This is a genomic window from Halomonas sp. C22, assembly GCF_007655045.1.
Taxonomy (GTDB): domain Bacteria; phylum Pseudomonadota; class Gammaproteobacteria; order Pseudomonadales; family Halomonadaceae; genus Vreelandella; species Vreelandella hamiltonii.
Window position 1 is genome coordinate 76,376 of record NZ_VBVC01000010.1, and the last position, 22,357, is coordinate 98,732.

At 63.0% G+C, this 22,357-nt stretch carries 21 protein-coding genes; 4 read left to right on the plus strand and 17 right to left on the minus strand.

What is annotated here, in order from left to right:
* Positions 1-9: 9 nt before the first annotated feature.
* The 12 genes from FEU76_RS16150 to FEU76_RS16205 form a co-directional block, all read right to left on the minus strand.
* A complete protein-coding gene (locus FEU76_RS16150) occupies positions 10-1,725 on the minus strand; it encodes a putative bifunctional diguanylate cyclase/phosphodiesterase (protein ID WP_039181497.1) in 1,716 nt (571 codons plus the stop codon).
* A gap of 251 nt (positions 1,726-1,976) precedes the next feature.
* Positions 1,977-2,456 (minus strand): C40 family peptidase, encoded by a 480-nt coding sequence (locus FEU76_RS16155; protein WP_144984320.1) that lies wholly within the window; start codon positions 2,454-2,456, stop codon positions 1,977-1,979.
* A gap of 112 nt (positions 2,457-2,568) precedes the next feature.
* On the minus strand, positions 2,569-3,198 hold the full coding sequence (locus tag FEU76_RS16160) for a histidine phosphatase family protein (RefSeq protein ID WP_039181483.1): 630 nt from the start codon (positions 3,196-3,198) through the stop codon (positions 2,569-2,571).
* A 12-nt stretch (positions 3,199-3,210) separates the two neighbouring features.
* On the minus strand, positions 3,211-4,026 hold the full coding sequence (gene phnE, locus FEU76_RS16165) for a phosphonate ABC transporter, permease protein PhnE (protein ID WP_016915879.1): 816 nt from the start codon (positions 4,024-4,026) through the stop codon (positions 3,211-3,213).
* A gap of 34 nt (positions 4,027-4,060) precedes the next feature.
* Complete coding sequence (gene phnE, locus FEU76_RS16170) at positions 4,061-4,888, minus strand: phosphonate ABC transporter, permease protein PhnE (protein ID WP_144984323.1); 828 nt, start codon at positions 4,886-4,888, stop codon at positions 4,061-4,063.
* A complete protein-coding gene (gene phnC, locus FEU76_RS16175; protein ID WP_144984326.1) occupies positions 4,885-5,769 on the minus strand; it encodes a phosphonate ABC transporter ATP-binding protein in 885 nt (294 codons plus the stop codon). The genes phnE (FEU76_RS16170) and phnC overlap by 4 nt, the downstream gene beginning before the upstream one ends.
* 108 nt (positions 5,770-5,877) lie before the next feature.
* Positions 5,878-6,858, minus strand: a complete 981-nt coding sequence (gene phnD / locus FEU76_RS16180) for a phosphate/phosphite/phosphonate ABC transporter substrate-binding protein (protein WP_039183168.1) — start codon at positions 6,856-6,858, stop codon at positions 5,878-5,880.
* A 129-nt stretch (positions 6,859-6,987) separates the two neighbouring features.
* A complete protein-coding gene (locus tag FEU76_RS16185; RefSeq protein ID WP_144984329.1) occupies positions 6,988-8,736 on the minus strand; it encodes a bifunctional diguanylate cyclase/phosphodiesterase in 1,749 nt (582 codons plus the stop codon).
* 98 nt (positions 8,737-8,834) lie between these two features.
* Positions 8,835-10,781 carry a hypothetical protein gene (locus FEU76_RS16190; RefSeq protein ID WP_039183174.1) on the minus strand — a complete coding sequence of 649 codons (1,947 nt, stop codon included), beginning with the start codon at positions 10,779-10,781 and terminating at the stop codon, positions 8,835-8,837.
* A 10-nt stretch (positions 10,782-10,791) separates the two neighbouring features.
* Complete coding sequence (locus FEU76_RS16195) at positions 10,792-12,162, minus strand: sensor histidine kinase (protein WP_039183177.1); 1,371 nt, start codon at positions 12,160-12,162, stop codon at positions 10,792-10,794.
* Complete coding sequence (locus tag FEU76_RS16200; protein WP_144984332.1) at positions 12,159-12,833, minus strand: winged helix-turn-helix domain-containing protein; 675 nt, start codon at positions 12,831-12,833, stop codon at positions 12,159-12,161. Before FEU76_RS16200 ends, FEU76_RS16195 begins: the two co-directional genes overlap by 4 nt.
* Before the next feature lie 12 nt (positions 12,834-12,845).
* A complete protein-coding gene (locus FEU76_RS16205) occupies positions 12,846-13,208 on the minus strand; it encodes a PepSY domain-containing protein (RefSeq protein ID WP_144984335.1) in 363 nt (120 codons plus the stop codon).
* 124 nt (positions 13,209-13,332) lie between these two features.
* On the opposite strand from FEU76_RS16205, the gene FEU76_RS16210 reads away from it, so the two are divergent.
* Positions 13,333-13,809 (plus strand): PepSY domain-containing protein, encoded by a 477-nt coding sequence (locus tag FEU76_RS16210; protein ID WP_039183184.1) that lies wholly within the window; start codon positions 13,333-13,335, stop codon positions 13,807-13,809.
* 89 nt (positions 13,810-13,898) lie between these two features.
* Here FEU76_RS16210 and FEU76_RS16215 read toward each other — a convergent pair whose 3' ends face one another.
* Entirely contained in the window at positions 13,899-15,248 is a 1,350-nt protein-coding gene (locus FEU76_RS16215) for a Glu/Leu/Phe/Val family dehydrogenase (protein WP_260851415.1), read from the minus strand.
* 198 nt (positions 15,249-15,446) lie between these two features.
* Here FEU76_RS16215 and FEU76_RS16220 point away from each other — a divergent pair, with 198 nt between their 5' ends.
* Positions 15,447-16,760, plus strand: a complete 1,314-nt coding sequence (locus tag FEU76_RS16220; protein WP_144984338.1) for a ferredoxin reductase family protein — start codon at positions 15,447-15,449, stop codon at positions 16,758-16,760.
* Between the two features lie 102 nt (positions 16,761-16,862).
* A complete protein-coding gene (locus FEU76_RS16225; protein WP_096921605.1) occupies positions 16,863-17,888 on the plus strand; it encodes a DUF1853 family protein in 1,026 nt (341 codons plus the stop codon).
* Here the strand turns inward: FEU76_RS16225 and proB are convergent.
* From proB to rplU, 4 genes are all read right to left on the minus strand, one after another.
* A complete protein-coding gene (gene proB, locus FEU76_RS16230; protein WP_227408083.1) occupies positions 17,861-19,021 on the minus strand; it encodes a glutamate 5-kinase in 1,161 nt (386 codons plus the stop codon). The genes FEU76_RS16225 and proB overlap by 28 nt on opposite strands.
* Positions 19,022-19,060: 39 nt before the next feature.
* Entirely contained in the window at positions 19,061-20,251 is a 1,191-nt protein-coding gene (gene cgtA / locus FEU76_RS16235) for an Obg family GTPase CgtA (RefSeq protein ID WP_016915865.1), read from the minus strand.
* A 139-nt stretch (positions 20,252-20,390) separates the two neighbouring features.
* On the minus strand, positions 20,391-20,648 hold the full coding sequence (gene rpmA / locus FEU76_RS16240) for a 50S ribosomal protein L27 (RefSeq protein WP_016915864.1): 258 nt from the start codon (positions 20,646-20,648) through the stop codon (positions 20,391-20,393).
* Positions 20,649-20,678: 30 nt separating this feature from the next.
* Positions 20,679-20,990: a 50S ribosomal protein L21 gene (gene rplU / locus FEU76_RS16245; RefSeq protein WP_016915863.1), complete on the minus strand. Its 312-nt coding sequence runs from the start codon at positions 20,988-20,990 to the stop codon at positions 20,679-20,681.
* A 285-nt stretch (positions 20,991-21,275) separates the two neighbouring features.
* Between rplU and ispB the strand changes: the two genes are divergently transcribed.
* Positions 21,276-22,280 carry an octaprenyl diphosphate synthase gene (ispB, locus tag FEU76_RS16250; protein ID WP_144984341.1) on the plus strand — a complete coding sequence of 335 codons (1,005 nt, stop codon included), beginning with the start codon at positions 21,276-21,278 and terminating at the stop codon, positions 22,278-22,280.
* Positions 22,281-22,357 lie beyond the last annotated feature (77 nt).

A 22,357-nucleotide genomic window follows, 5' to 3' on the forward strand; every position in this document is an offset into this window, starting at 1 on the left:
CCACCTGCTTCACTGCAGGCGGCTCAAACCATGCCAGTCATCGCGTAGCGGCCACTGCTCAAGCCAGCCCGGCAGCGCTTCGGGCGGCATCGGCCGAGCGATACCATAGCCCTGGGCCAGCTCGCAGCCCAATACCATCAGCGCCCTGGCATGTTCGAGGGTTTCGACCCCCTCGGCCAGCATCGGCCGCTGGAAGCGGTTGGCCATGTAGATGACGCTTTCGACGATCGCCATGTCATCGTGATCCACCAGCATGTCACGCACGAAACTCTGATCGATCTTGATCAAGTTGACCGGCAGTTGACGCAGATGCGTCAGCGATGAGAATCCGGTGCCAAAATCATCGATCGCAAAGCTGACGCCCAGTGCTTGGCAGTGTGCCATGGTTTTCAGCGCGGCGGTCACATCATGCATGGCCGCGCTTTCCAGCACTTCGAGCTTCAGCAACGCAGGCGAGACGGAAGGATAGCGTGCCAACAGCGCTGCCAGACGCTGGCTGAACTGGCTGGTCAGCAGGTGTGCGGGGCTGATGTTGACGTTGATGGGCAGGACGATGTTGGCCACTTGCCAGCTCGCCAACTGGCGCAGTGCCTGCTCGATCACCCATTCACCCAGGTCGATTTCCAGCGGTGTAGCATCGATGGCGGGCAGGAACTGCCCCGGCGACAGCAGCCCGCGTTCGGGATGTTGCCAGCGGATCAATGCCTCCACGCCGACGACCTGACCACTGCGCATGTCCACCTGGGGCTGATAGTGCAGTCGCAGCTCATCGTGGGTCAGGGCATCCATAAAACGCTGGCGCTGCTCATGGCGGACTTGCAGCAAACGGTCGTGATGAGGGTCGAAAAAGTGATAGGTATCGCGCCCGCGCTGCTTGGCGCGATACATGGCCTGGTTGGCGTGGCGCAACAGCACATCCCCCTGCACATGATCATGGGGGTAACGGGTGATGCCCAGGCTCGCGGTCAAGTAAACGGTTTGCCCTTCGATCATCAGCGGCTGACGAATGGAGGCCAGCAGCTTCTCGAAAAACACGTCATCGACCCCATGATGCAGCAGCAAGACGAACTCGTCGCCCCCAATGCGGGCCAGCACGTCATCACCGAACAGCAAGTGGCTGAGGCGCTGCGCAAATGCCGACAACAGCTCGTCCCCCACCGGAAGACCAAGACGCTCGTTGATGAGTTGAAAGTGGTCGATATCCAGTGAGCATACCGCCAGCGTCTGCTGCTGGTTTTCCGCGTGCTGAATCGACTCCTGAATCAGTTGCGTCAACAGCTGCAGGTTGGGCAAACCGGTCAAGGCATCGAAATAGACTTCGCGGTTGAGGTGCCGCGCATGGGCAGGAATGGCCGACAAGTCGGCCAGCACCATGACATGGTGATCCACCCGACCCTGGGTGTCGCGGACGCGATTGACCGACATCATGCCGGGATAAAACTGACCATCATGGCTGCGGTAGCTGACCTGGCTTTTGCTGCGATCACGTAGCTGCAGCTCTTCACGCATCAAACGTACGCTGCGGTGGTCGTCCAGCGGCAGGATACTGAACGTTTCCGGGGTCTTGCCCCGCACATCGTCCAGCGCCAACCCCGTGAGCTCACTGAACGCCGGGTTCACCTCCATCACGCGGTTATCGGCATTGGTGATGATAATGGCTTCATTGGCATAGCGAAATGCCGACTCGCTGGGCGAGGCAGTGTCTTGTGTATCCAGCGTGGACATTGCCACGCGCCACGCCGAGGCTTGCGCATGGGCAGACGTAGCGGTGTGAGGCAAAGACTGCTCCTTTGGGTCATTCAAGGGCGGGCACATGCGTCTCTGCTCTCCTCGTCTAAACAGCGTTAATTTAATGACTTTTCGCCATATTAACACCGTCTTGCCCGCTATGTTCCTGGCGGCAACAGCACTCTATCAACGCGCGTGCCGGCATCCGCAAAGGCAGCGTGTGATTCCCGGAGCCTTTTCGGTTGCTGCTAGGGCGCCAATGAGGCCGCGCCCAGAAAGCGCTGCTGCCAGTAGTCGATATCCAGCGGAACGCTGACCACGGCACGGCCACTGCCCGGGGCATGGATCATCTGGCGATTACCGCCATAAATGCCCACGTGGGTGGCCTTGCTGCCCTCGCCAAAGAACAGCAGATCGCCCGGGCGGGGGGCATCGACACGAGGCAGAGCGCGGTACTGGCCGTCCGCCGTGCGGGGCACACGCAGCCCGGCCGCGCGGTAGGTCATTTCGACCAGGCCAGAGCAGTCCAGACCATCCGGTGAGTTGCCGCCAAAGCGGTAAGGAATGCCGATGGATTGCTGGGCATAAGAGAGAATCAGCGCACGCTCCAGTGACATGCCCCCTTGCACGGGAGGCTTTGCAGGGGGAGCCACGTCCTTGCTGGCACAACCGGCCAGTACTAACAGCAGGGCCAGAGACAGGAGGGAATAAACACGGGCAAACGGCATGGGGCACTCCTGAGAAGCCTCGATAGGGTGACTCTATCATGGCCCAGGTCACGCGTGCCCGCTAGCCGCCTATACGGGAGAGCATCCGAAAGGGCTTATCAGGCAACGCATCTCAGCGCCCGATCCACTCCACGAAGGTCGTTTCGCCCAGCGCATGGCGCTCGTGGCGTAGTCGACTCATGGCGGCGTAAGGCAGGTCCATCACCAGCCCGTGGGTCAGCGGCTGGGCAATCACCTGACGCAGCAGCGCATTGCAGACGAACAGATGCGCCACCACCAGCACGTGCTTGCCCGGCGGGCGGCTCAGCAGGCGCTGCCACGCTTCACTCACCCGGGCATCCAGCGCCGCCAGGCTTTCCCCTTCCGGCGGCGCTGCCGTGGTGGGATCGTGCCAGAAGGCGTTCATCAGCGCGTGCCCCTCCTCGGCAAACACCTGGTCATGGGTCTTGCCTTCCCAGCGTCCCAGATAGAGCTCGGCCAGGTCATCGTCCACCTGCACGGGCAGGTCGAACTCCTCCCCCAACCACAAGGCAAACTCATGGCAGCGCGCCAGGGGGGAACTGACGATGGCATCGAACGGCGGCCTGCCATCGACCGTGTGACGCATCACGGCCGCCGTGGCCTGCTGCCAACCGGTTTCGCTGAGGGGGTGGTCGGTGCTGCCGCGCAGCATGCGGCCACCCAGTGGCTCACCGTGGCGCATCAGGTCGATGGTCATGATGTCGGCATCAGGAAAGCGCATGGTATCTCCCGGTCAGATGATGGCGTGGCGCACGCGGGCAGAGACCCACTCGGACACCAGCACGGTGGCAAAGATCAGCACGAAGATGACGCTGACCTGATTCCAGGCCAGGCTGTTGATCGAGGCGTTGAGCTGCAGCCCGATGCCGCCTGCGCCCACCAGCCCCAGCACCGTGGACTCACGAATGTTGATATCCCAGCGGTACACGCTGATACCGGCGAACGCGGGCATCACTTGGGGCAACACGCCGTAGTTCATCACCTGCAGGCGGCTCGCCCCGGTAGCGCTGATGGCCTCGACGGGCGTGGGGTGGATCTCTTCGATGGCTTCATAGAGCAGCTTGCCCACGAACCCAATGGAGCGTAGCGCAATGGCAATGATGCCCGCCAGCACGCCGGGGCCGAGAATGGTCACCAGCAGCATCGCCCAGATCAGTGAGTTGATGGAGCGTGACGAAACGATGATGGTCAACGCCAGGCTGCGCACCAGCGGGTGGGGCGTCGTGTTGCGAGCCGCCAGAAAAGCCACCGGAAACGCCATGACGATGCCCAGCGCGGTGCCTAGCGTGGCGATGTTGAGGGTGTCCCACATGGGCTTCCAGAGGACGCTGGCATACTCCCACCGGGGCGGCATCATGCGGTTGATCAGGTCACTGCCCTGGCGGCCAGCATCTTCCACGAACACCCACATGGTGTTGTCGGAGATCACTTTCCAGCAGAGCAGGAAAAGGCAGATACCTGCCAGCCAGGCCACATACTGGAGCCACTGGGCACGGGTGGTGCGCCGCTGCCACTGCGGCACGCCTTGGGGGGAACTCGAAACGGGCATGGAAATTTCCTTTACGGGTTAAGGCATCGCAGCGCTACTGGGTCCAGCGGCGCACATGGCTGGAGGCGTATTCACTCATCAGCACGATGGCAATGATGATCAGCAGGATCGCCGCCGAGGTGCCGTATTCGTAACGGCTCAGCGAGGTGTTCAGCGTGGCGCCAATGCCCCCCGCACCGACGATGCCGATCACTGACGATTCACGGAAATTGATGTCCAGACGGTACATGGAGAGCCCGATCAAGCGCGGCATCACCTGCGGCTGCACCGCATGGTTCATGGTTTGCCACCAGCTTGCCCCCGTGGCACGCACCGCTTCGACCTGTTTCCAGTCCAGGTCCTCGATATCTTCTGCCAACAGCTTGGCCATGAAACCGATGGTGGCGAAGGCCAGCGTCAGCATGCCCGCAAACGGCCCGAAGCCGAACATCACCACGAACAGAATGGCGATGATGATCTCCTGAAACGTCCGCGAGATGGCAATGATGCCGCGGCACAGGGTATAGATGGGCAGCGGGGCAATGTTGCGTGCCGCGCCCAGTCCTACCGGGATCGCCAGCAAGACGCCGATCACGGTGGAGGTCAGCGTCATGGTCAGGCTTTCCATCAACCCGGCGATGATGTCGTTCTGGCGGCTGAGGAAATCGGGCTGCAAAAAAGCCCCTAGAAAGTTGAGCGCTCGACCGGAGCCTTCCGCCACCCGCGCCCAGTTGACCTGCACCGACGACAGCGCCAGCACCAGATACACCACCACACCGATGGCCAGGCCCCAGCGCAGCCGTGGGTTTTCGATCAGCGGCAAACGCCGCCACTGACCCTGGCGCGCAGCTTGCTGGCGCGCCGTGGCGTCTGCCGTGCTCATAGCGCGCCTCCATTGGCGACCTGGGCGAGCGGCCGCGCGTCATGGTGTGCTTTGGCTGCCGACGTGGGCGCTGCCGATGTGGGCGCAAGGGCTACCTGCGATGGCTCATCTTCTTCGTCGGCGGGCTCGGGCGTGGTGTCCCAGTCCTCTTCCCCATAGATGGTGGTGAGGATCTCGCTGGTGAGTTCGCTGGGCTTGCCGTCGAAGACGATTTGTCCGGCACGCAGGCCCACGATGCGGTCGGCAAACTGCTGCGCCAGAGCCACGTCATGAATGTTGATGATGGCCGCCAGCTCGCGCTCGGCGCACAGCTCGCGAATCAGACGCATGATTTGGCGCGAGGTTTTGGGGTCCAGGCTGGCGGTGGGTTCATCCACCAGCAATAACTTGGGGCTTTGCAGCAGTGCGCGGGCGATGCCGACACGCTGGCGCTGGCCACCCGACAGCGCATCGGCGCGCTTGTCGATGGCATGGGGCAAGCCCACCCGCTCCAACAGACGAAATGCTTCAGCAACGGCTTCCTGGGGGTAGCGGCGCAAGAAGCTGCGCCAGAAGCCGACATAGCCCAGTTGGCCCGACAGCACGTTTTCCATGACGGTCAGCCGGTCCACCAGGGCGTATTCCTGAAAAATCATGCCCATGGAGCGACGTGCGTGACGCAGGCGGCTGCCCGACAGTTTGGTCAGTTCGGTCTCTTCCAGGCGGATACTGCCCTGGCTGGGTTCCACCAGACGATTGACGCAGCGGATCAGGGTACTTTTGCCTGCACCCGATGGCCCAATCAGCGCCATCACCTGGCCTTTGGGCAGCGATAGGTGAATATCGGTCAGCGCGCGGTCGCCCGTCGGGTAACGCTTGCCAACACCAGTGAGTGTCAACATGGGGAATGCCTCGTTTGCTTGTCGCTCAAAACGTTCAACTGACTCGACCCCATAACGCGTCGGCCAGAAGGTTGCCCTCCTGGCCGACAGGGTCACGCAGCGCTGGAATCAATCGCAGTCGTAAGTGACGCCATTGGCATCGGCAATGGTGCGGATGACCGACCAGTGCTCTTCATAGCTGATGGGAATGAACTGCGCTTCGCCTGAGTTCTCGAACTCCGCCTGCAGGGCGGTGCCTTCCCAGTCGTAGCTGAAGAACGCATCCTGAATCTGCTGCTGCAGTTCGGGCGTCAGGTTGTGGGCGGTGCCGTATGCCGTGGTGGGGAAGGTTTCGGAGGTGTAGATCACCTCGTAGTCACCCTCGTTGATGACACCCCGTGACAGCATGCGATGGGCAACGGAGTTGGCAATGGCCGCCGCATCGTAATCCTTGTTGATGACGCCCAGGATGGAGTTGTCGTGGGAGCCGGAGAAAGCCGTCTCGAAGTCATCACCGGCTTCCAGACCGTACTCGGAGCGCAGCAGCGCGGACGGTGCGCGGAAGCCCGAATTGGACGTTTCGGAAGTGAAGGCCAACTGACGACCCTGCAGGTCTTCCATGCCGTCGATACCGCTACCGGGGTAGGTGATGATCTCCATTTCGTAACCGTAGCTGCCATCTTCGGCCGCCATGATGGCGAAGGGACGGAAGCCGCCACAGTTGACCGCTACCGGTACGCCACCGGTGTTGAAGCCCGCCACGTGCAGACGGCCAGCGCGCAGCGCTTCCTGCTGGGCAGCATTCGACTGCACCGGGAAGAACTGAACGCGTTTACCCGTCGCTTCGCTCAGGTGATCCAGGAAACCCGCCCATACGTCGGCGTAGACCGCCGGGTCTTCAACCGGCGTGTAAGCAAAGACCAGCGTGTCCGGATCGACCAACCGAGACTCATCGCTGGGGATATCGGCCACCATGTCGCCATCGTTGTCCACGTAGCGTGAGGAGAGGTCGGCAGCCGCATTCATCGCACTGAAAGCGAAGGCACTGGCAACGGCAGCACTGATCAGAGTGCGCGAGAGTGACACGGTAGAGAGACGAGAGGATTGCATGGATCACCTAACGGGGTAGTAAGAGGTGGATGTATCCTGACGCCCCAAGATGACAGCGGCGGGTCTGGCGGGTGACAACTTCGTGACGTCTACATGACACCCGTATGAACGACCTGCCGCTTTGTCGGCTCACTGCTCCACGCAACAGCCACGCCGTTCCACGAACAGGCTGTTCCCGGCAATCTTCTTCGCCTGGTGCTTGAGTTCGGAGAGTTGGCTGGCAATGTCCAGGGCCTTGCAGTGGCCCGGGTCACTGATGGGCTTGACGGCTACCGACACGCTGACGAAAGGAAAAAAGCTGACGCCTCCCTGACGGCTTTCGATGGAAAGCCCGCCTCTCTGGCGGTCCTCTTCCTCGTAGAAACTCGGGGCCATGACCTCGAAGGAGGCCAGAATCTGCTGGCACACGCTCTCCCAGTGCTCCAGCGGTAACAGCATCATGAAGTCGTCGCCACCGATATGCCCGATGAAGCCCCCCGCGCTTTCCACCTGAGCCTGCAACAGCCGCGACAGCGAGATGATCACATGGTCTCCGCGGGCATAACCGTAGGCATCGTTGAACGCCTTGAAGTGATCCAGATCCACGTAGGCAGCGGCAAAGCCATTGCCCTGGCTCAGATAGGCCGTGAGGGTTTCATTGATCAGGATGTTACCGGGCAGCCCGGTGAGCGGATTGGCATGGCGCGCCTGACGCACCTGGATGGCGGTAATCTCGCGCAGCAAATCGACGATATTGCCCATACCCAGATACTGCCCTTCGCCATCGACGATGACGAAGTCCTCCTGTTCGATGTCGCGGCTGTCGGTCAGCTGCTGGCTCAGCGTTTCCAGGGGCATGTCGGCGGCGGCCACCAGCATCTTGCGATCGGCGATGTCCAGCACGCAGCGCTTGGCGTACAGCGAATGGCTATAAGGGTTGGTGAACAGCGTCAGGAACCCGTTGCGCCGCACCACGGCAATGGGCACGCCCTGTTCGATCACGGCCACGCAGCGCAGATGCGGCGTTTCACGAAACCGTTCCGCCAACGTGGGCACTGACACACTGGGCGCCACGGCCTCCACGCTGCGCAGGATGGTATGCGCCGTACGCCCGGCGGGAGTTTTCAATTGCGTGGTGGCGGGCAGCAGCGTATTGAGCTGAACAGGCGGCTGAACACTGGGACGTGCGAAGTAGAACCCCTGCAACAGCGCCAATCCACGGTCCAGCTCCCACAGGCACAGGTGCTCTGCCGCGGTTTCGACCCCTTCTGCGATGAGCTGGCAGTCGAGGCTTTTGGCGACGTCCAGTATCGAGCGCAGAAACTCCCGCTTGGCGGGCTCCTGATCGATGCCGGAAATGAAATGGCGGTCCAGCTTGACGAAATCCGGGCGCAGCTCCGCCCAGTGGCGCAGGCTGGAGTGACCGGCCCCCAGGTCATCCAGGGCCACCTGAAACCCCATGTCGCGGTAGTGGGCCACCGCCTGGCGCATCAGGTCGTAATCGTGGATGGGCACGTGCTCGGTCAGCTCGATCACCACCCGCTCCGGCGGCAGGCCACTCTCCTGAATGAAGCCCAGCGTCAGCCCCTCGCGGAAATCACGCTCGACGATGGTCAGCGGCATGACGTTGAGGAACAGCAGCCCTGGGAGAGCGAGTTCGGCAAAACGGCGAATGGCGAGCCGTCGGCAAAGCAGATCCAGCTCCACCAGCAGACCTGCCTGGGTCGCCACGTCGAACAGCCTTAGCGGTGAATGCAACGGAGAGGTGCTGGGGCCACGGATCAGCGCTTCGTAGCCATAAATGGCCTGCTGATTGGCATCGACAATGGGCTGAAAAAGTACGTGCAGCTCTTCTGCCGCGATAATCTGGTGAAGCCACTGGGTTTCTTGTGAGGTCATGTGCCTGCTGCCCTGTCAAACGTCAACGATCCCTATGACTTGTCAACTCCATCAGGAAGGTGCCAGGGCAGCAAGCGTGCGTCATTTACATGACATTTTCATGACGAACCACCGGTGGGCGCCTTCATGCCGGGGATGTCCGGCGGCGGAAACACCGCGTCGCCACCGCGGGCATCCAACTGACGAATATCGGTGGGACGCCCGTTCTCGTCGAGACTGACCAGGCCTATCCCGCTGGCATTCCACAGCCGCTCGCCAGCGCTGGCCTGCTCGGGGTCCCGAGGGTAGATGCTGAGCTTGCGCCGCTGGGTAAACCAGTTGAGCGGCGACAGCGGTGCGTATAGCCAACGATTGAGCCGGTCGAAGGTATCCAGCAGCCGCCGAGGGAAGGTGTTTTTCACGCCGCTGGAAGTGATCTGCCACAGATGCGGGGCCTGCTCCTGCCCGCGTACGACGATGTCGTAGGCAAAGGAGTAGTGCACGTCGCCCGACAGGATCACGTAGTTGCCGGGTGTCTTGGAGTGCCGCCAGATGTGCAGCAGCACGCTGGCGGCACCGCGATGGGCCATCCAGTTTTCGGCATCCACCATCAACGGCTTGCCAGCCAGGGTAAACAGCTTTTGAATGCCCTCGATCAGCTTGACCCCGAACATCGGGGCAGGCGAGACGATCACCGCGCTGGGGGTGCCCAACAGCGCCTGCTGCATCTCCATGAGCGCCTCCCAGTCCATCAGCCCGGAGGGCCGTTTGGGGTTGCGCTCACTGCGCCAGCGGCGCGTACGGGTATCGAGCACGATCAGCGCGGGGGCGCCTGGCACCTGAAACTCCCACCCTTGAAAGCGCAGAAGCCGCTCGATCACGCTGTCCTGGGCCTGGGGGTTCAAGGTGCCCGACCCATCGAACAACGTACCGACCTGATGCAGCAGCGGGTTGAGTTTGTCCGGGGCATTGCCCCACCCTTGGCAAAGCAGGTAGGCCACCAGCGCGTTGCCAATGATGCGCTTGGAGAACGGATGCCCATAAGCACAGCGCTCCCAATCAGCGGTCAGGTTCCAGTCATCGGTGACGTCGTGATCGTCGAAGATCATCAGGCTGGGCACGTGGGCCATCAGCCGCGCGCACTGGGGCAACCCTGCCACGAAGGCATCGATGACCGCCTGTTCGGTACGGTACGCTTCGGCCTCCTGCTCGGCCAGCTCGGGAGGCGTGGGCGCAATGATCTGCCAAGGAGTCGGCGACCAGACCAGGCAATACATGGCCAGCATTTCGGCAAGGGTCATCAGGTGGTTCTGGGCGTGCGCCGAGGTGAACACCGGCTTTTTCACCCCGCCGAAGAAACGCTCGCGCAGGGCCGCGTTACTGGTGACATCCGGCAGCAGCGACTCGCGATGATAATAGGTTTCGGGAGCCGCATAGAGCGCCTGGCTATCGTTCACCGTGGCCCCTTCCAACTGCTCATCGGCCAGCCCCAGCCGGGCGATGAGTGCATGCACGGCGCGCAGGGTGGGGCCTGCCACGTCATCCACGTAGACCTGGTCACCGGTCATCAATAGCCAGGCAGGCCACTCGCCAGGGGCTTCCTGGCGCTCGGCCAGCCAGGCATCGGCACGCACCAAACCATCGGGGCTGTCGTGGTGGGGCTTGCGGCAGGAGCCGTGCATCAGGCGGTGGTGACGCGATGCCAGCACAAAGGCCGGGTAGGCCTGCCCGGCGTGACATAACCACGGTGCCCACTCGGGAAGGCGCTGCCATGCGCCCTGGTGGCTCTGTACCTGCAGGTCGTAGGCGATGCGTGTATCGGTGGGCAGTGCTCTGGGCAAGCTCAGGTCGATGCAGTACAGGTAGGCCCGCTCGCCGATGGCCACACATTGGTGATCCTGGCGAGACAGTGGGTAGGTTTGCTGGTCGGGGGTGTCCGGAAACAGAACCAGCTGGAGAGCCAGCGGTCGCGTGGCCACCAGCCACATCACCAGGCGTGACGGCGACAAGCGACGCAGCAGCGGACCCACCAGTACGTCAGGCAGTGTTTCGGTGACGTCGATCATCGTTGCTCCTTCAGGCCCGCGCGGCCAGCACGGGTAGTTCGATCACCACCTCCAGCCCGCCCTGTTCGGCGCGCTGCAGGCGCATCTGCCCACCATACAGGGCCACCAGATCGGCCACGATGGCCAGCCCCAGCCCACTCCCGGAACGCTGCTCATCCAAGCGCTTGCCGCGCTGCACGGCCTCCTGGCACTCCTCGGCGGTCATGCCGGGGCCGTCATCGCTCACCGTCAGCCTCAATACGCCTTGCTGCGCCTGAAAGCTCACATGCACCGTCTGGCTGGCCCAGCGCAGGGCATTATCGAGCAAATTGCCCACCATCTCCTGCAGGTCCTGGTCGTCCAGGTGTACCCGCATCTGGCTATCCACAGTCTGCGTCAGGGTGATATGCCGCCGCTGGGCAAGACGCGCCAATCCGCTCATCAGCGGCGCCAGGGTGGCCTGCAGGTCAATGGCGGCGAAGCGCCCGCTGTCCCCGGCCGCCGAGGCCCGGGCCAGGTGGTGACGCACCGCATTGTCGATACGCGAAAGCTCTACGTCCCAAGTGGCTCGGCTGTCGCTGGGCAGCTGCTTCACCAGCAGACGCATGACGCTGAGCGGCGTCTTGAGGGCGTGGGCCAGATTACCCGCCGTATAGCGACCGCGCTCGATCAGCCGCTGGTCGCGCGCCAATACGGCGTTCATGGAGCTGGCCAGGGTGGCCAGCTCTTGCGGCAGTCGGGTATCCAATTGTTCGGCACGGCCCTGCTCCACGTCGCGCAGGTTGGCATTCATGCGCCGTAACGGCGCCAACCCCCAACGCACCTGGAGCGCCAGCACCCCCAGCAACACCGCGCCAAGCCCCAGCAGGCCTAGCCACAGCATGCGCTGGAAGGCCTGGATTTCAGCCACCAGGGCATCGTCACGGGCGGCCACGCTGACGTGCAGCGGCGATTCCAAAGGCGCCAGATAGATATCCCGCTCCACCACTCGCAACTGCTGCCCTCTAGGCCCTGGCAAGGTCCGTGCAGACACCTGTTCGCTGTGGGTCACGGGCAGCCGCTGATCCCATAGCGAGCGCGACGCCACCGTGTGCTGCTCGCTGTCGGTGATCTGCCAATACCAGCCTGAAAACACGTATTCGAAGCGGGGGTCGCCCAAGGCACGTTCATAGCGCAGCTGTTGGCTCAGTGGGTCGTAGGCAACACCGGCAATGATCACGTTGAGCGTCGCTTCGAGACGCTCGTCGAACGCGTTCACGGCGGCGCTACGATAATGATGGGCCAGCAGCCCACCCGCCACCGGCAGGGCCAATAGCACGATCAGCAGCGCTGCCAGCAGCAAGCGCAGGTGGATGGAGCGGCTGGCCCAGCGTTGACGCCAATGCAGCCCGGCAGCGCTCATGGCGTGTCGGGCTCATCGGCCAGCAGGCGATACCCCTGGCCGCGCAGGGTGGCGATACGCCAGGCACCCAGCTTTCGCCGCAGGCGGCTGACCTGCACGTCGATGACGTTGGAGTCGGGCTCGTGGTCACGGTCATAGACGTGCTCCGAGAGCTCACTGCGGCTTACTACCCGCGGCGCGGCATGCATGAGATAGCTCAGCAGACGGGTTTCCTGGGCGGTCAGGCTGACGGGCCTGCCTGCCAGAGTAACGTGCTGGGTGTGGGTATCCAGGCTCAGCTCGCCTACCCGTAGCACCGGGTGGGCGTGGCCATGGGTGCGTCGCGCCAGGGCGCGCAGCCGAAACAGCACTTCGGCGGGCTCGAAGGGTTTGGTCACGTAGTCGTCGGCCCCGGCAGTAAACCCCGCAGCCTTGTCAGCCCAACGCTCGCGAGCGGTCAAGATCAGCACCGGCAGGTCGATGCCATCCTCCCGCCAGGAGGAGAGCCAGCGGGTGCCATCGCCATCCGGCAGGCCAATGTCCAGGATCACCGTATCGTAGGCTTCCGTACGCACCAGAAAGTCGGCTTCCTGACCATTCTCGGCTCGCTCGACGATCCAATCGCCTTCACGCAGGGCCTGGCTCAGCTCACGGGCAAGCGCCTGGTCATCCTCTACCAGCAAACACTTCATCACGCTATCCTTTCATGGGTTACGCTGCATCTCGCGAATGCGGACACCTTCGATCTTCATCAACTGGCCACTGTGACCATCGAATTCGAATTCGACCACCTGCCCCTGGGGCCCCAGCATCTTGATCTCATACTCCACCAGCCCGTCGTCCCGGTCGATCTCGATTTCCAGAATATCGCCAATGTAACGCTCTTCGAGCCAGTCGAGTATCGTTTCCAGCGGGACCACATCGCCGCGCCCCACTTCACCGTGCAGCGCTTGCCAGGGCTGGTCGCCAATGGCGTTACCCATCCAGACAAGCGCCAACGCGCAGGCCATCACCCGAAGGCGGGGCCAGGTGCGTAAGGAGCGTAGGAAAGCGGTCATGGTTTTCATGATGCCAGCATGCCAAAGTCAACATGAACGGTAGATGAACGACTTTGTCAGCTTCCGGTAAGACCCCGGCTGCTATAACTGTCTCGTCGCTTCAACTGACATATCGTGAAAAAAGGAGCTTGTGATGAACGCCATGAAAAAAATGCTGATGATTCCTGCCTCTGCCCTGCTGCTGAGCGCAGCCGCCAGCACCGTGTATGCCGACACCCAGCCGGTGGATCGCATCGACGACATTCTGACCTACGCCAGCGATTATGGTTTTACGCACTATGAAGAGATCAGCGTCAAGAGCCGTGGGCGCGCCGAAGTCGAAGGCTGGCTGGACGATGAGTGGTATGCCGATATCGAGTTCTCGCTGGATAACGGCGATACCCTGAAAGAAGAGCGCAAGCGTCTGATCACCGGTGCCTGGGGCATGACCGAAGACGATGTACGTCAGGCGCTCAATATCGCCAGCCAGGAAGGCATGACGGAGTTCGAGGAGATCGAGATCAACAAGAGCGGCAGCATCGACATCGAAGGGCGCGACCAGAATGGCCGCGAACTGGACATCAAGATGCGTCAGGGTTCGTTCCAGATCACCGAGATCGACCGCGACTGATACGCGTGAGCAACCTTGCATGGCGGGCCCTGGTGGCCCGCCTTTTTCATGCCATCGTCATGCCGTCATGACGCCATCGACACTGTGGACTAGCGGCAGTCCTGGCAGTTGCCGCGGGCCATGATCGCCTCGGCAATCCGCTCGATGCCCTGACAGTACGCCGCGTGACGAAACGACACCTGCTCTTGCTCGGCCCGCTTCAGTACCTGGCTTGCCTCGCGCTCCAGGAGGGCATCCAGCCGCTCGTTGACCTGCTCTTCACTCCACTTTTCACCGGCACGATTCTGCAACCACTCGAAGTAGCTGACCACGACCCCGCCGGTATTGACCAGTACGTCGGGCAGCACGTCCACGTCGCGCTTTTCGAGTGCCCGGTCGGCGTCGCTGGTCAGCGGGCCGTTGGCGATCTCCAGGATGGCGCCTGCCTGCACCTCGGCCACGTTGTCGCCATGCACCTGATTCTCCAGCGCGGCCAGGGCCAGCACATCCACCTCCAGCGCCAGCAGCTGCTCGCCACTCAGGGCTTTCCCCTGCTGACTCTTCGACAGCTTGCCGTGGGACTGCTTGTCCTTTTTCAGCGCTTCGATGTCCAGACCGTCCGCCGCATAGCGGCCTCCGCTGGAGTCGGAAACCGCGACCACGCGGTACCCTTCGGCACTGGCCAAACGGGCAAAGTGGTACGCGGCGTTGCCGAAGCCCTGCACCGCCACGGTGGTCTCTTCCGGCGCCCGCTCCCGCTGCGCCGCCCACAGGTCGAGCACCTTGAGCGCGCCACGGCCAGTGGCTTCCACCCGGCCTGGCGAGCCTCCTAGCGGCAGCGGTTTGCCCGTGATGGCGGCTGGCGCCTGGGCGCGCAGGATGTGCTCGTACTCATCGATCATCCAGCCCATCACCGTGGCATCGGTATTCACGTCCGGTGCGGGTATGTCGCGGTCTGGCCCCATGATGTCGGCGATGGCGCGGATATAGCCTCGCGCCAGCCGTTCTCGCTCCAGCGACGACAGCGACTTGGCATCCACCTGAACGCCGCCCTTGCCGCCGCCGTAAGGCAGGTTGACCACCGCGCACTTCACCGCCATCCAGAAGCTCAGCGTGGTGACTTCATGCTGGTTCACGTCCGGATGGAAGCGGACCCCGCCCTTGGCAGGCCCCAGGCTGGTGTCGTACTGCACGCGCCAGGCAGGAAACGCCTTCAGGCTGCCATCATCCATGCGCACCGGCACGCTGACCTGCAAGGAGAGGCTGGGTTGCATCAATCGCGCCTGGGCATCCGGGTGAATCTTCAGCGCCTCGAACACGGCCACCAGCCGCGAACGGGCATCTTCAAACAGGGCAGCCCCGGTATCGGGGGTCAGCTGCTGTGGCGCCTTGGCAGCCGCCGAGGACGCTGTAGAGTCGGACTTGCTCGGCTGGCGTTTCTTCGATTTTCCTTTGCCCATCATGCTGCTCCTGTCGGGTGAATGCTGGCGCTATCGGCCATACTGACTCTCGATGGCCACTTCAGTCAGCGTAGCAGCTCCTGCCGCGTTGGCGGCCAGACTTGCGAAATGCCCGGTTTTTCCCACACTTGGACAAGCTACCCACAGGAAGACGGGGCAATACTCGCCATTCGCAAGGACGCACAAGGAGAAGCATTCGTGAACCACGTCATCCGCCAAGCGCTGCTTTGGGTCACTCTCTACATGGTACTGGCATTACTGCCGGTGAGCTGGCTGCTGGTGTCGCCGCCAGCTCCACGCAGCGCCTTGGCCGAGGCAGGCGTATTGCTGGGCGCGCTGGCGCTGAGCATCATGGCGCTGCAAGCGCTGATTTCAGGCCGTCACGGCTTTGGCAATCGCGCAGGGTTCGACAACGTGCTGCAGTTTCATCGCCAGCTGGGGATCGGTGCCCTGCTGCTGGTACTGGCGCATCCCACGCTGACATTCATCGCCGAGCCCAGCCTGCTGCACTATCTCGACCCCCGCGAGGACACCCTCCGCGCCCTGGCCCTGATGGCCCTGCTGCTGGCCAGCCTGACCCTGGTGGTCACCTCGCTATGGCGCAAGCGGCTGGGGTTGAGTTACGAGACATGGCGACTGCTGCATGGCGGCCTGACCGCTTTCGTGGTCATGGGCGGGCTGGGGCATGCGCTGATGGCTCAGCGCTACACCCAAGGCGTCGTCACCTCGGGCGTCTTTGCCCTGCTGCTCCTGCTGCCGCTAGGGCTGCTGGTGGAAACTCGCCTGCTGCGCCCGTGGCGACTGCGCCGCCATCCCTGGCGCGTGGTGGATAACCAGCTGGAGCGAGGCGATACCACGACGCTGACGCTGGAGGCAGATGGCCAGCACCAGCTGGACTTCCAGCCCGGGCAGTTTTTCTGGATCACCTTGGGCAACACCCCTTTTGCCTTGCAGCAGCACCCTTTTTCCATCGTTTCCAGCGCATCACAGCCGGGCAGGGTGGCTTTCAGTGCCAAGCGGCTGGGGGACTTCACCCGTACGCTGCCCAAGGTCAAGGCCAACACACGAGCGTTCATCGAAGGGCCATACGGCGCCTTCATTCCCAACCCCGATAACTCCCATGGCATCGTGATGCTGGCGGGCGGTATCGGTATCACCCCGTTCATCAGCATGCTGCGCAGCTTTCGTGATACAGGCAAGGCGCCCCCTATCTGGCTGATCTATGCCAACCCCACCTGGCAGGAAGCCACCTTCCGTGAGCACCTGGAAACGCTAAGCAAAGCGCTGCCCCTGACAGTGGTTCACGTGCTGTCCGACCCGCACGAAGGGTGGCAGGGCGAAACCGGCTATGTGGATGAGGCGCTGATCAAACGTGTCTTGCCGGACCTGGACCCGCGGATCGACTGTTACATTTGCGGCCCAGACCCGATGATGGATAGCGCCGAACGCGGGCTGATTGCCCACGGCATCCCGCCGACGCACATTTTTTCCGATCGCTTCGACATCGTCTGAGAGAGGTTCGCATGCTGCACCACTACGCCCGCCACCTGGGCACTGCCACGCTGGTCGTGTTGATTGCCCTGACGCTGCTGGCCTTCTGGCTACGTTGATGGCATGAGCGACGGCTGCCTGGAAGGCGTCTGGCCCCACTCGCCGCAGCGGCTGCTGCGCGACATGCTGTGGCTGCTGGCAACCCCGGACCTGGTGGCGCTGGCCGAGCATCTGGCTGGCCGCCCCACCCCCGCCGAGCTGGGCCTGGCCAGCGCCGCACAGCGTCACGCCTGGCTGGCCCGCCATGCGGACCATTTTCGGCAGGATGAGTCTCCACAGGCCGTGCCTCGACAGACGGCTGCTCGACCGACACGTCGTTTACCGCCTCAGCGCATGGGGCATTACCATGAACGGCTGTGGCATCTGCTGCTGGACAGCGCGCCCAACACTCGCCTGCTGGGCCACAACGTACGCATTACCCAGCGCCGCCTGACGCTGGGCGAGCTGGATATTCTCTACCGTACTCGGCAGAACCCGGCGCCCATCCACCTGGAGGTGGCCATCAAGTTTTATCTGGGATTGCCCGAAGGGCCTGGAGAGCAGACGAGCCAGGGCCGCTGGGTCGGCCCCGGAGGGTTGGATAGTCTGGCGCTGAAGTGCCAGCACTTGCGCCAGCATCAGCTGCCGCTGTCGTGTACGCCACCCGCACGACACTTGCTGCGCCACTGGCTCGCCCCCCGCGACAGCGGCGAAACCCTGCCCGCCTTGCAGCCCCGAGTGGCCATGCCCGGCGTCTTGTTCTACCCGTGGCACGCAACGCTGCCGCCGCCGGGCGGGGCAACGCCTGACCACCGGCGCGGGCTGTGGTGCTACAGGAAGGATTGGCCAGCATTGGCAGAGAGCTACGCCGACGCACCCAGCATGGCCTGGCTGGAAAAGCCCCACTGGCTGGCGCCGCCGCTGCCGGAAGCCTTCGATGCGCTGGCGCTACAAACGGCCAGCGTGATGGCGCTGATCGACCGCTACGGGCCTCAGCAGGTGATGCTCAGCCACCCGGCTCACCCCCCGTTGCGGGTGATGATCGTGCCGGACGGCTGGCCACAGCAAATACCGCTGCCGCCTTACACCACCACCAGATTATCGCGATGAATCAGCTCGTGGGACTCCACATAGCCAAGGATGGCCTCGATCTGGTGGCTGGGCTGGCCCGCCAGCTGACGTGCCTCATCGGCACCGTAGTTGACCAGCCCCTTGGCGACCCGCGCGCCCTGTTCGTCCACACACAGCACCATGTCGCCGCGCCTGAAGCTGCCCTGTACGTCCCGCACGCCCACGGCCAGCAGGCTGGACCCTTTGCCGCGCAGCACGTTGACCGCACCGGCATCCAGCACCAGCGTACCGCGTACCTGTAGCTGCCCTGCCAGCCAGCGCTTGCGGGCCGCCATGGGCGCCTGGTCCGGGCGCAGCAGCGTGCCCAGCGGTTCGCCCTGCACGATACGGGTGATCACCTCGGGCTGACGGCCGCTGGCGATCACCGTTACCGCGCCGGAACGCGCCGCCAGCTGCGCGGCACGCACCTTGGTGCTCATGCCCCCTCGGCCCAGCGCACCGCCGCTGCCTGCCACGGCGGCCAGCCGTGGGTCATCGGCACGGCCTTCGGCAATCAATCGAGCGTCAGGATGATGGCGCGGGTCGGCATCGAACAGGCCCTCCTGATCGGTGAGCAGCAGCAGCGCATCGGCTTCGAGCAGGTTGGCCACCAGCGCGCCCAGGGTGTCGTTATCGCCAAAGCGGATCTCGTCGGTGACGACGGTATCGTTTTCGTTGATCACCGGCACCACGCGCATCTCGACTAGGGTGCGCAGCGCCGACAGTGCGTTCAGGTAGCGCTTGCGGTTGGAGAGGTCGTCGTGGGTGAGCAAAATTTGCGCGGTGAGCATGCCGTGGCGAGCAAAGTGCTGCTCGTAGCACTGGGTGAGCCCGTTCTGCCCCACGGCCGCCGCCGCCTGCAGCTCATGCACGGCGCTGGGGCGTGCCTGCCACCCCAGGCGTACCATGCCTGCCGCCACGGCTCCCGAAGAGACCAGCACCACTTCGATACCCTGCTGGTGCAGGGCAGCAATTTGATCCACCCAGCCGCCTATGGCCGCTTCATCCAGCCCGCGACCATCGTTGGTGAGCAGCGCGCTGCCAATCTTGACCACTATCCGGCGGGCGCTACTCAGCGCCTCACGGCCCGGCAACTGCTCGTTGTGTTCCACGTCGCGACTCTCCCACGCCATTGCGCTCACGCGATTCATCCTGGTCGGCACGCCTGCCGTTTACGGGGCGTACTCTACTTCGACATCGTAATCATCGTCGTCGAAATCGTCATCGTCTTCTTCGTCATCGCGCTTGCGGCGACGGCCAAGGCGCGCTTCGGTACGGGCCACCGACTCCTCTTCCATGCGGCGCCGCATCTCCTGCTCGCGGGCATGGGCCTCTTCGTCTTCGTTTTCCAGACGCTGCTGCTCGGTGAGCCAGCGGTACGCCGCCTGCACCAGCTTGTCGGTGCCTTCGCTGCTGATCGCCGAAATACGGAACACCGGGCCTTCCCAGTTCAACGCATCGATGATCGCCTGGGCCCGCGCTTCGCGCTCCTCTTCCGGCAGCAGGTCGAACTTGTTCAGCACCAGCCAGCGCGGCCGCTCGGAGAGCGCCGGTGAGAACTGGCCCAGCTCGTGCACGATGGCCTGGGCAGCGTCGACCGGATCGGACTCGTCGAACGGCGCCACATCGACCACGTGGAACAGCAGCCGCGTACGGGTCAGGTGCTTCAGAAAACGCAGCCCCAGGCCTGCGCCGTCGGAGGCGCCTTCGATCAGCCCCGGTACATCGGCCATCACGAAGTGCTCGTGCATGCCCAGCTTCACCACGCCCAGGTTCGGCACCAGGGTGGTGAAGGGGTAGTTGGCCACCTTCGGCTTGGCCGCCGACACCGAACGAATCAGCGTCGACTTGCCGGCATTGGGCATGCCCAGCAGGCCCACATCCGCCATCACCTTCATTTCCAGGCGCAAATTGCGGCGGTCGCCTTCGGTACCCGGCGTGGTGCGGCGCGGTGCGCGGTTGGTGGAGGATTTGAAGTGAATGTTACCCAGGCCACGACGACCACCGGCCGCCACCAGCACGACCTGCCCGATCTCGGTCACATCGGCGATCACTTCGAGGGTGTCCTCGTCGATCACGGTGGTGCCCACCGGCACCTTGACGTGCAGGTCTTCACCGGCCTTGCCGCTCATCTGGCGACCCATGCCGCCCTGGCCGTTCTCGGCCTTGTAGAAGCGCTGAAACTTGAAATCGATCAAGGTATTCAGCGCATCGTCACCAATCAGATAAACGCTGCCCCCGTGGCCACCATCACCACCGTCCGGGCCACCCTTGGGCACATATTTCTCGCGGCGAAAGCTCAGACAGCCATTGCCGCCTTTACCTGCCTCAACAATGATCGAGGCTTCATCGACGAACTGCATTGGATTCTCCCGGCCGCTTCCGCCGCCCTGACTGCATCACCCTGTTCCCGGTACGGGCAAAAGGGCTTGAAAAGACAAAAAAGCCCCGCCATGGCGGGGCTTTTCTTTCGTCATCTTCGCACTGCGCAACCTAAGTTGCTTAGGCAGAAACGATGCTGACGAATTTACGGTTTTTCGGACCTTTGGTCTCGAACTTGACGACACCGTCGTTCAGAGCGAACAGCGTGTGGTCACGGCCCAGGCCAACGCCAGTACCGGCGTGGAAGCGCGTGCCGCGCTGACGCACGATGATGTTACCGGCGGTTGCCGCTTGGCCACCGTACAGTTTCACACCCAGGCGTTTGGATTCGGAATCGCGACCGTTACGCGTGGAGCCGGCTGCCTTTTTATGTGCCATTGCAAAATCCTCCTAAAGGGAAGTGACTGCTTACGCAGAAATTCCGGTAATTTTGACTTCAGTGAACCACTGGCGGTGGCCCTGACGCTTCATGTGGTGCTTCCGGCGGCGGAACTTGATGATGGTGACTTTGTCGCCACGGCCGTGGGAAACGATTTCGGCGGAAACTTTGGCACCGCTGATGAAAGGTGCGCCAATGTTCACGTCGTCGCCGTCTGCAACCAGCAGCACTTCATCGAATTCAATCGTTTCGCCGGTCGCGACTTCGATTTTTTCGAGCTTGAGGGTCTGACCTTCTTGAACGCGGTACTGTTTGCCACCGCTTTTGATAACTGCGTACATGTCGCTCTCCGGACTTGTCGTTAATGCCAGTTACGCCCCGCGTAACCAACGCTCATCGCCTTCCGCTCTTATCGACCTGCTGCGAGTGGCGCCTCTTTTGGCAGCCATCTGACAGGGAGCATGATGAGTGGGTCGCGGATTATAACGACTATCGCGCTTTACCACAAGGCCACCGGGGCTTGTCAATCACCCCGCCGCCCGCCCGGCGCCGCTATGCCTTGACGCCTCACAGGCAGCCCCATAGCATGACCCCCACTCTCTTACCTGCCGCGATGAACGGAACCCATGACAGCCAACGTCTCCTCAACCCCGCCTGCCAGCCCTTCGCCTTCACCGCTGCACGCCGTGGTGGCCGACGATTTTGAGGCCGTCAACCGCACCATTGTGACGCAGTTGAATTCTCGCGTGCCGCTGGTGGAAACCATCGGCCAGTACATCATCGAAAGCGGCGGCAAGCGCCTGCGCCCGCTGCTGGTACTGCTGGCAGCGCGCTCGCTGGGCTACGAAGGCGACAAGCACATCACCCTCGCCACGCTGATCGAGTTCATGCACACCTCGACCCTACTGCATGACGACGTGGTGGACGAGTCGCACATGCGCCGTGGCAAGAAAACCGCCAACGACGCCTGGGGCAATGCGCCCTCGGTGCTGGTAGGCGATTTCCTCTACTCCCGCTCGTTCCAGATGATGGTCGATGTCGGCTCCATGCGCATCATGGCGATCCTCTCCGGCGCGACCTGTATCATCGCAGAAGGCGAAGTCCTCCAGTTGACCAACATCGGCAACCCGAGCATCTCGGAAGCCGACTACTTCGAGACCATTCAGGGCAAAACCGCCATGCTGTTCGAAGCCGCTTCCCACAGCGGCGCGGTGCTGGCCGATGCCACCCCGGAGCAGGAGCGCGCGCTGCAGTACTACGGCCGCTATCTCGGCCTGGCCTTCCAGCTCATCGACGACCTGCTGGACTACCAGGGCGACGCCGACGCCATGGGCAAGAACGTAGGCGACGATCTGGCCGAGGGCAAACCGACCCTGCCGCTGATTCACGCCATGGAGCGCGGCACCCCCGAACAGGCCAAGCTGATCCGCCAGGTGATTCGCAAAGGCGGCCTGGAGCAACTGGACGAAGTGCTGGAGATCATTCACGCCACCGGCGCTCTCACCTACACCCGCGACCGCGCCGTCGAGATGGCCGACAAGGCCCTGGCCGAGCTGAACGCGCTGCCCGAGAGCCCCTTCCGCGACAGCATGGCCCAGCTGGCCCGCCTCGCCGTGGAGCGTCAGGCCTGACCGGCGCCCGACAAGCGCAAAAGGGGCTTGAAAAAAGCCCCTGAACTACGTATGATGCGTCCCGTTGTTAAGCACGC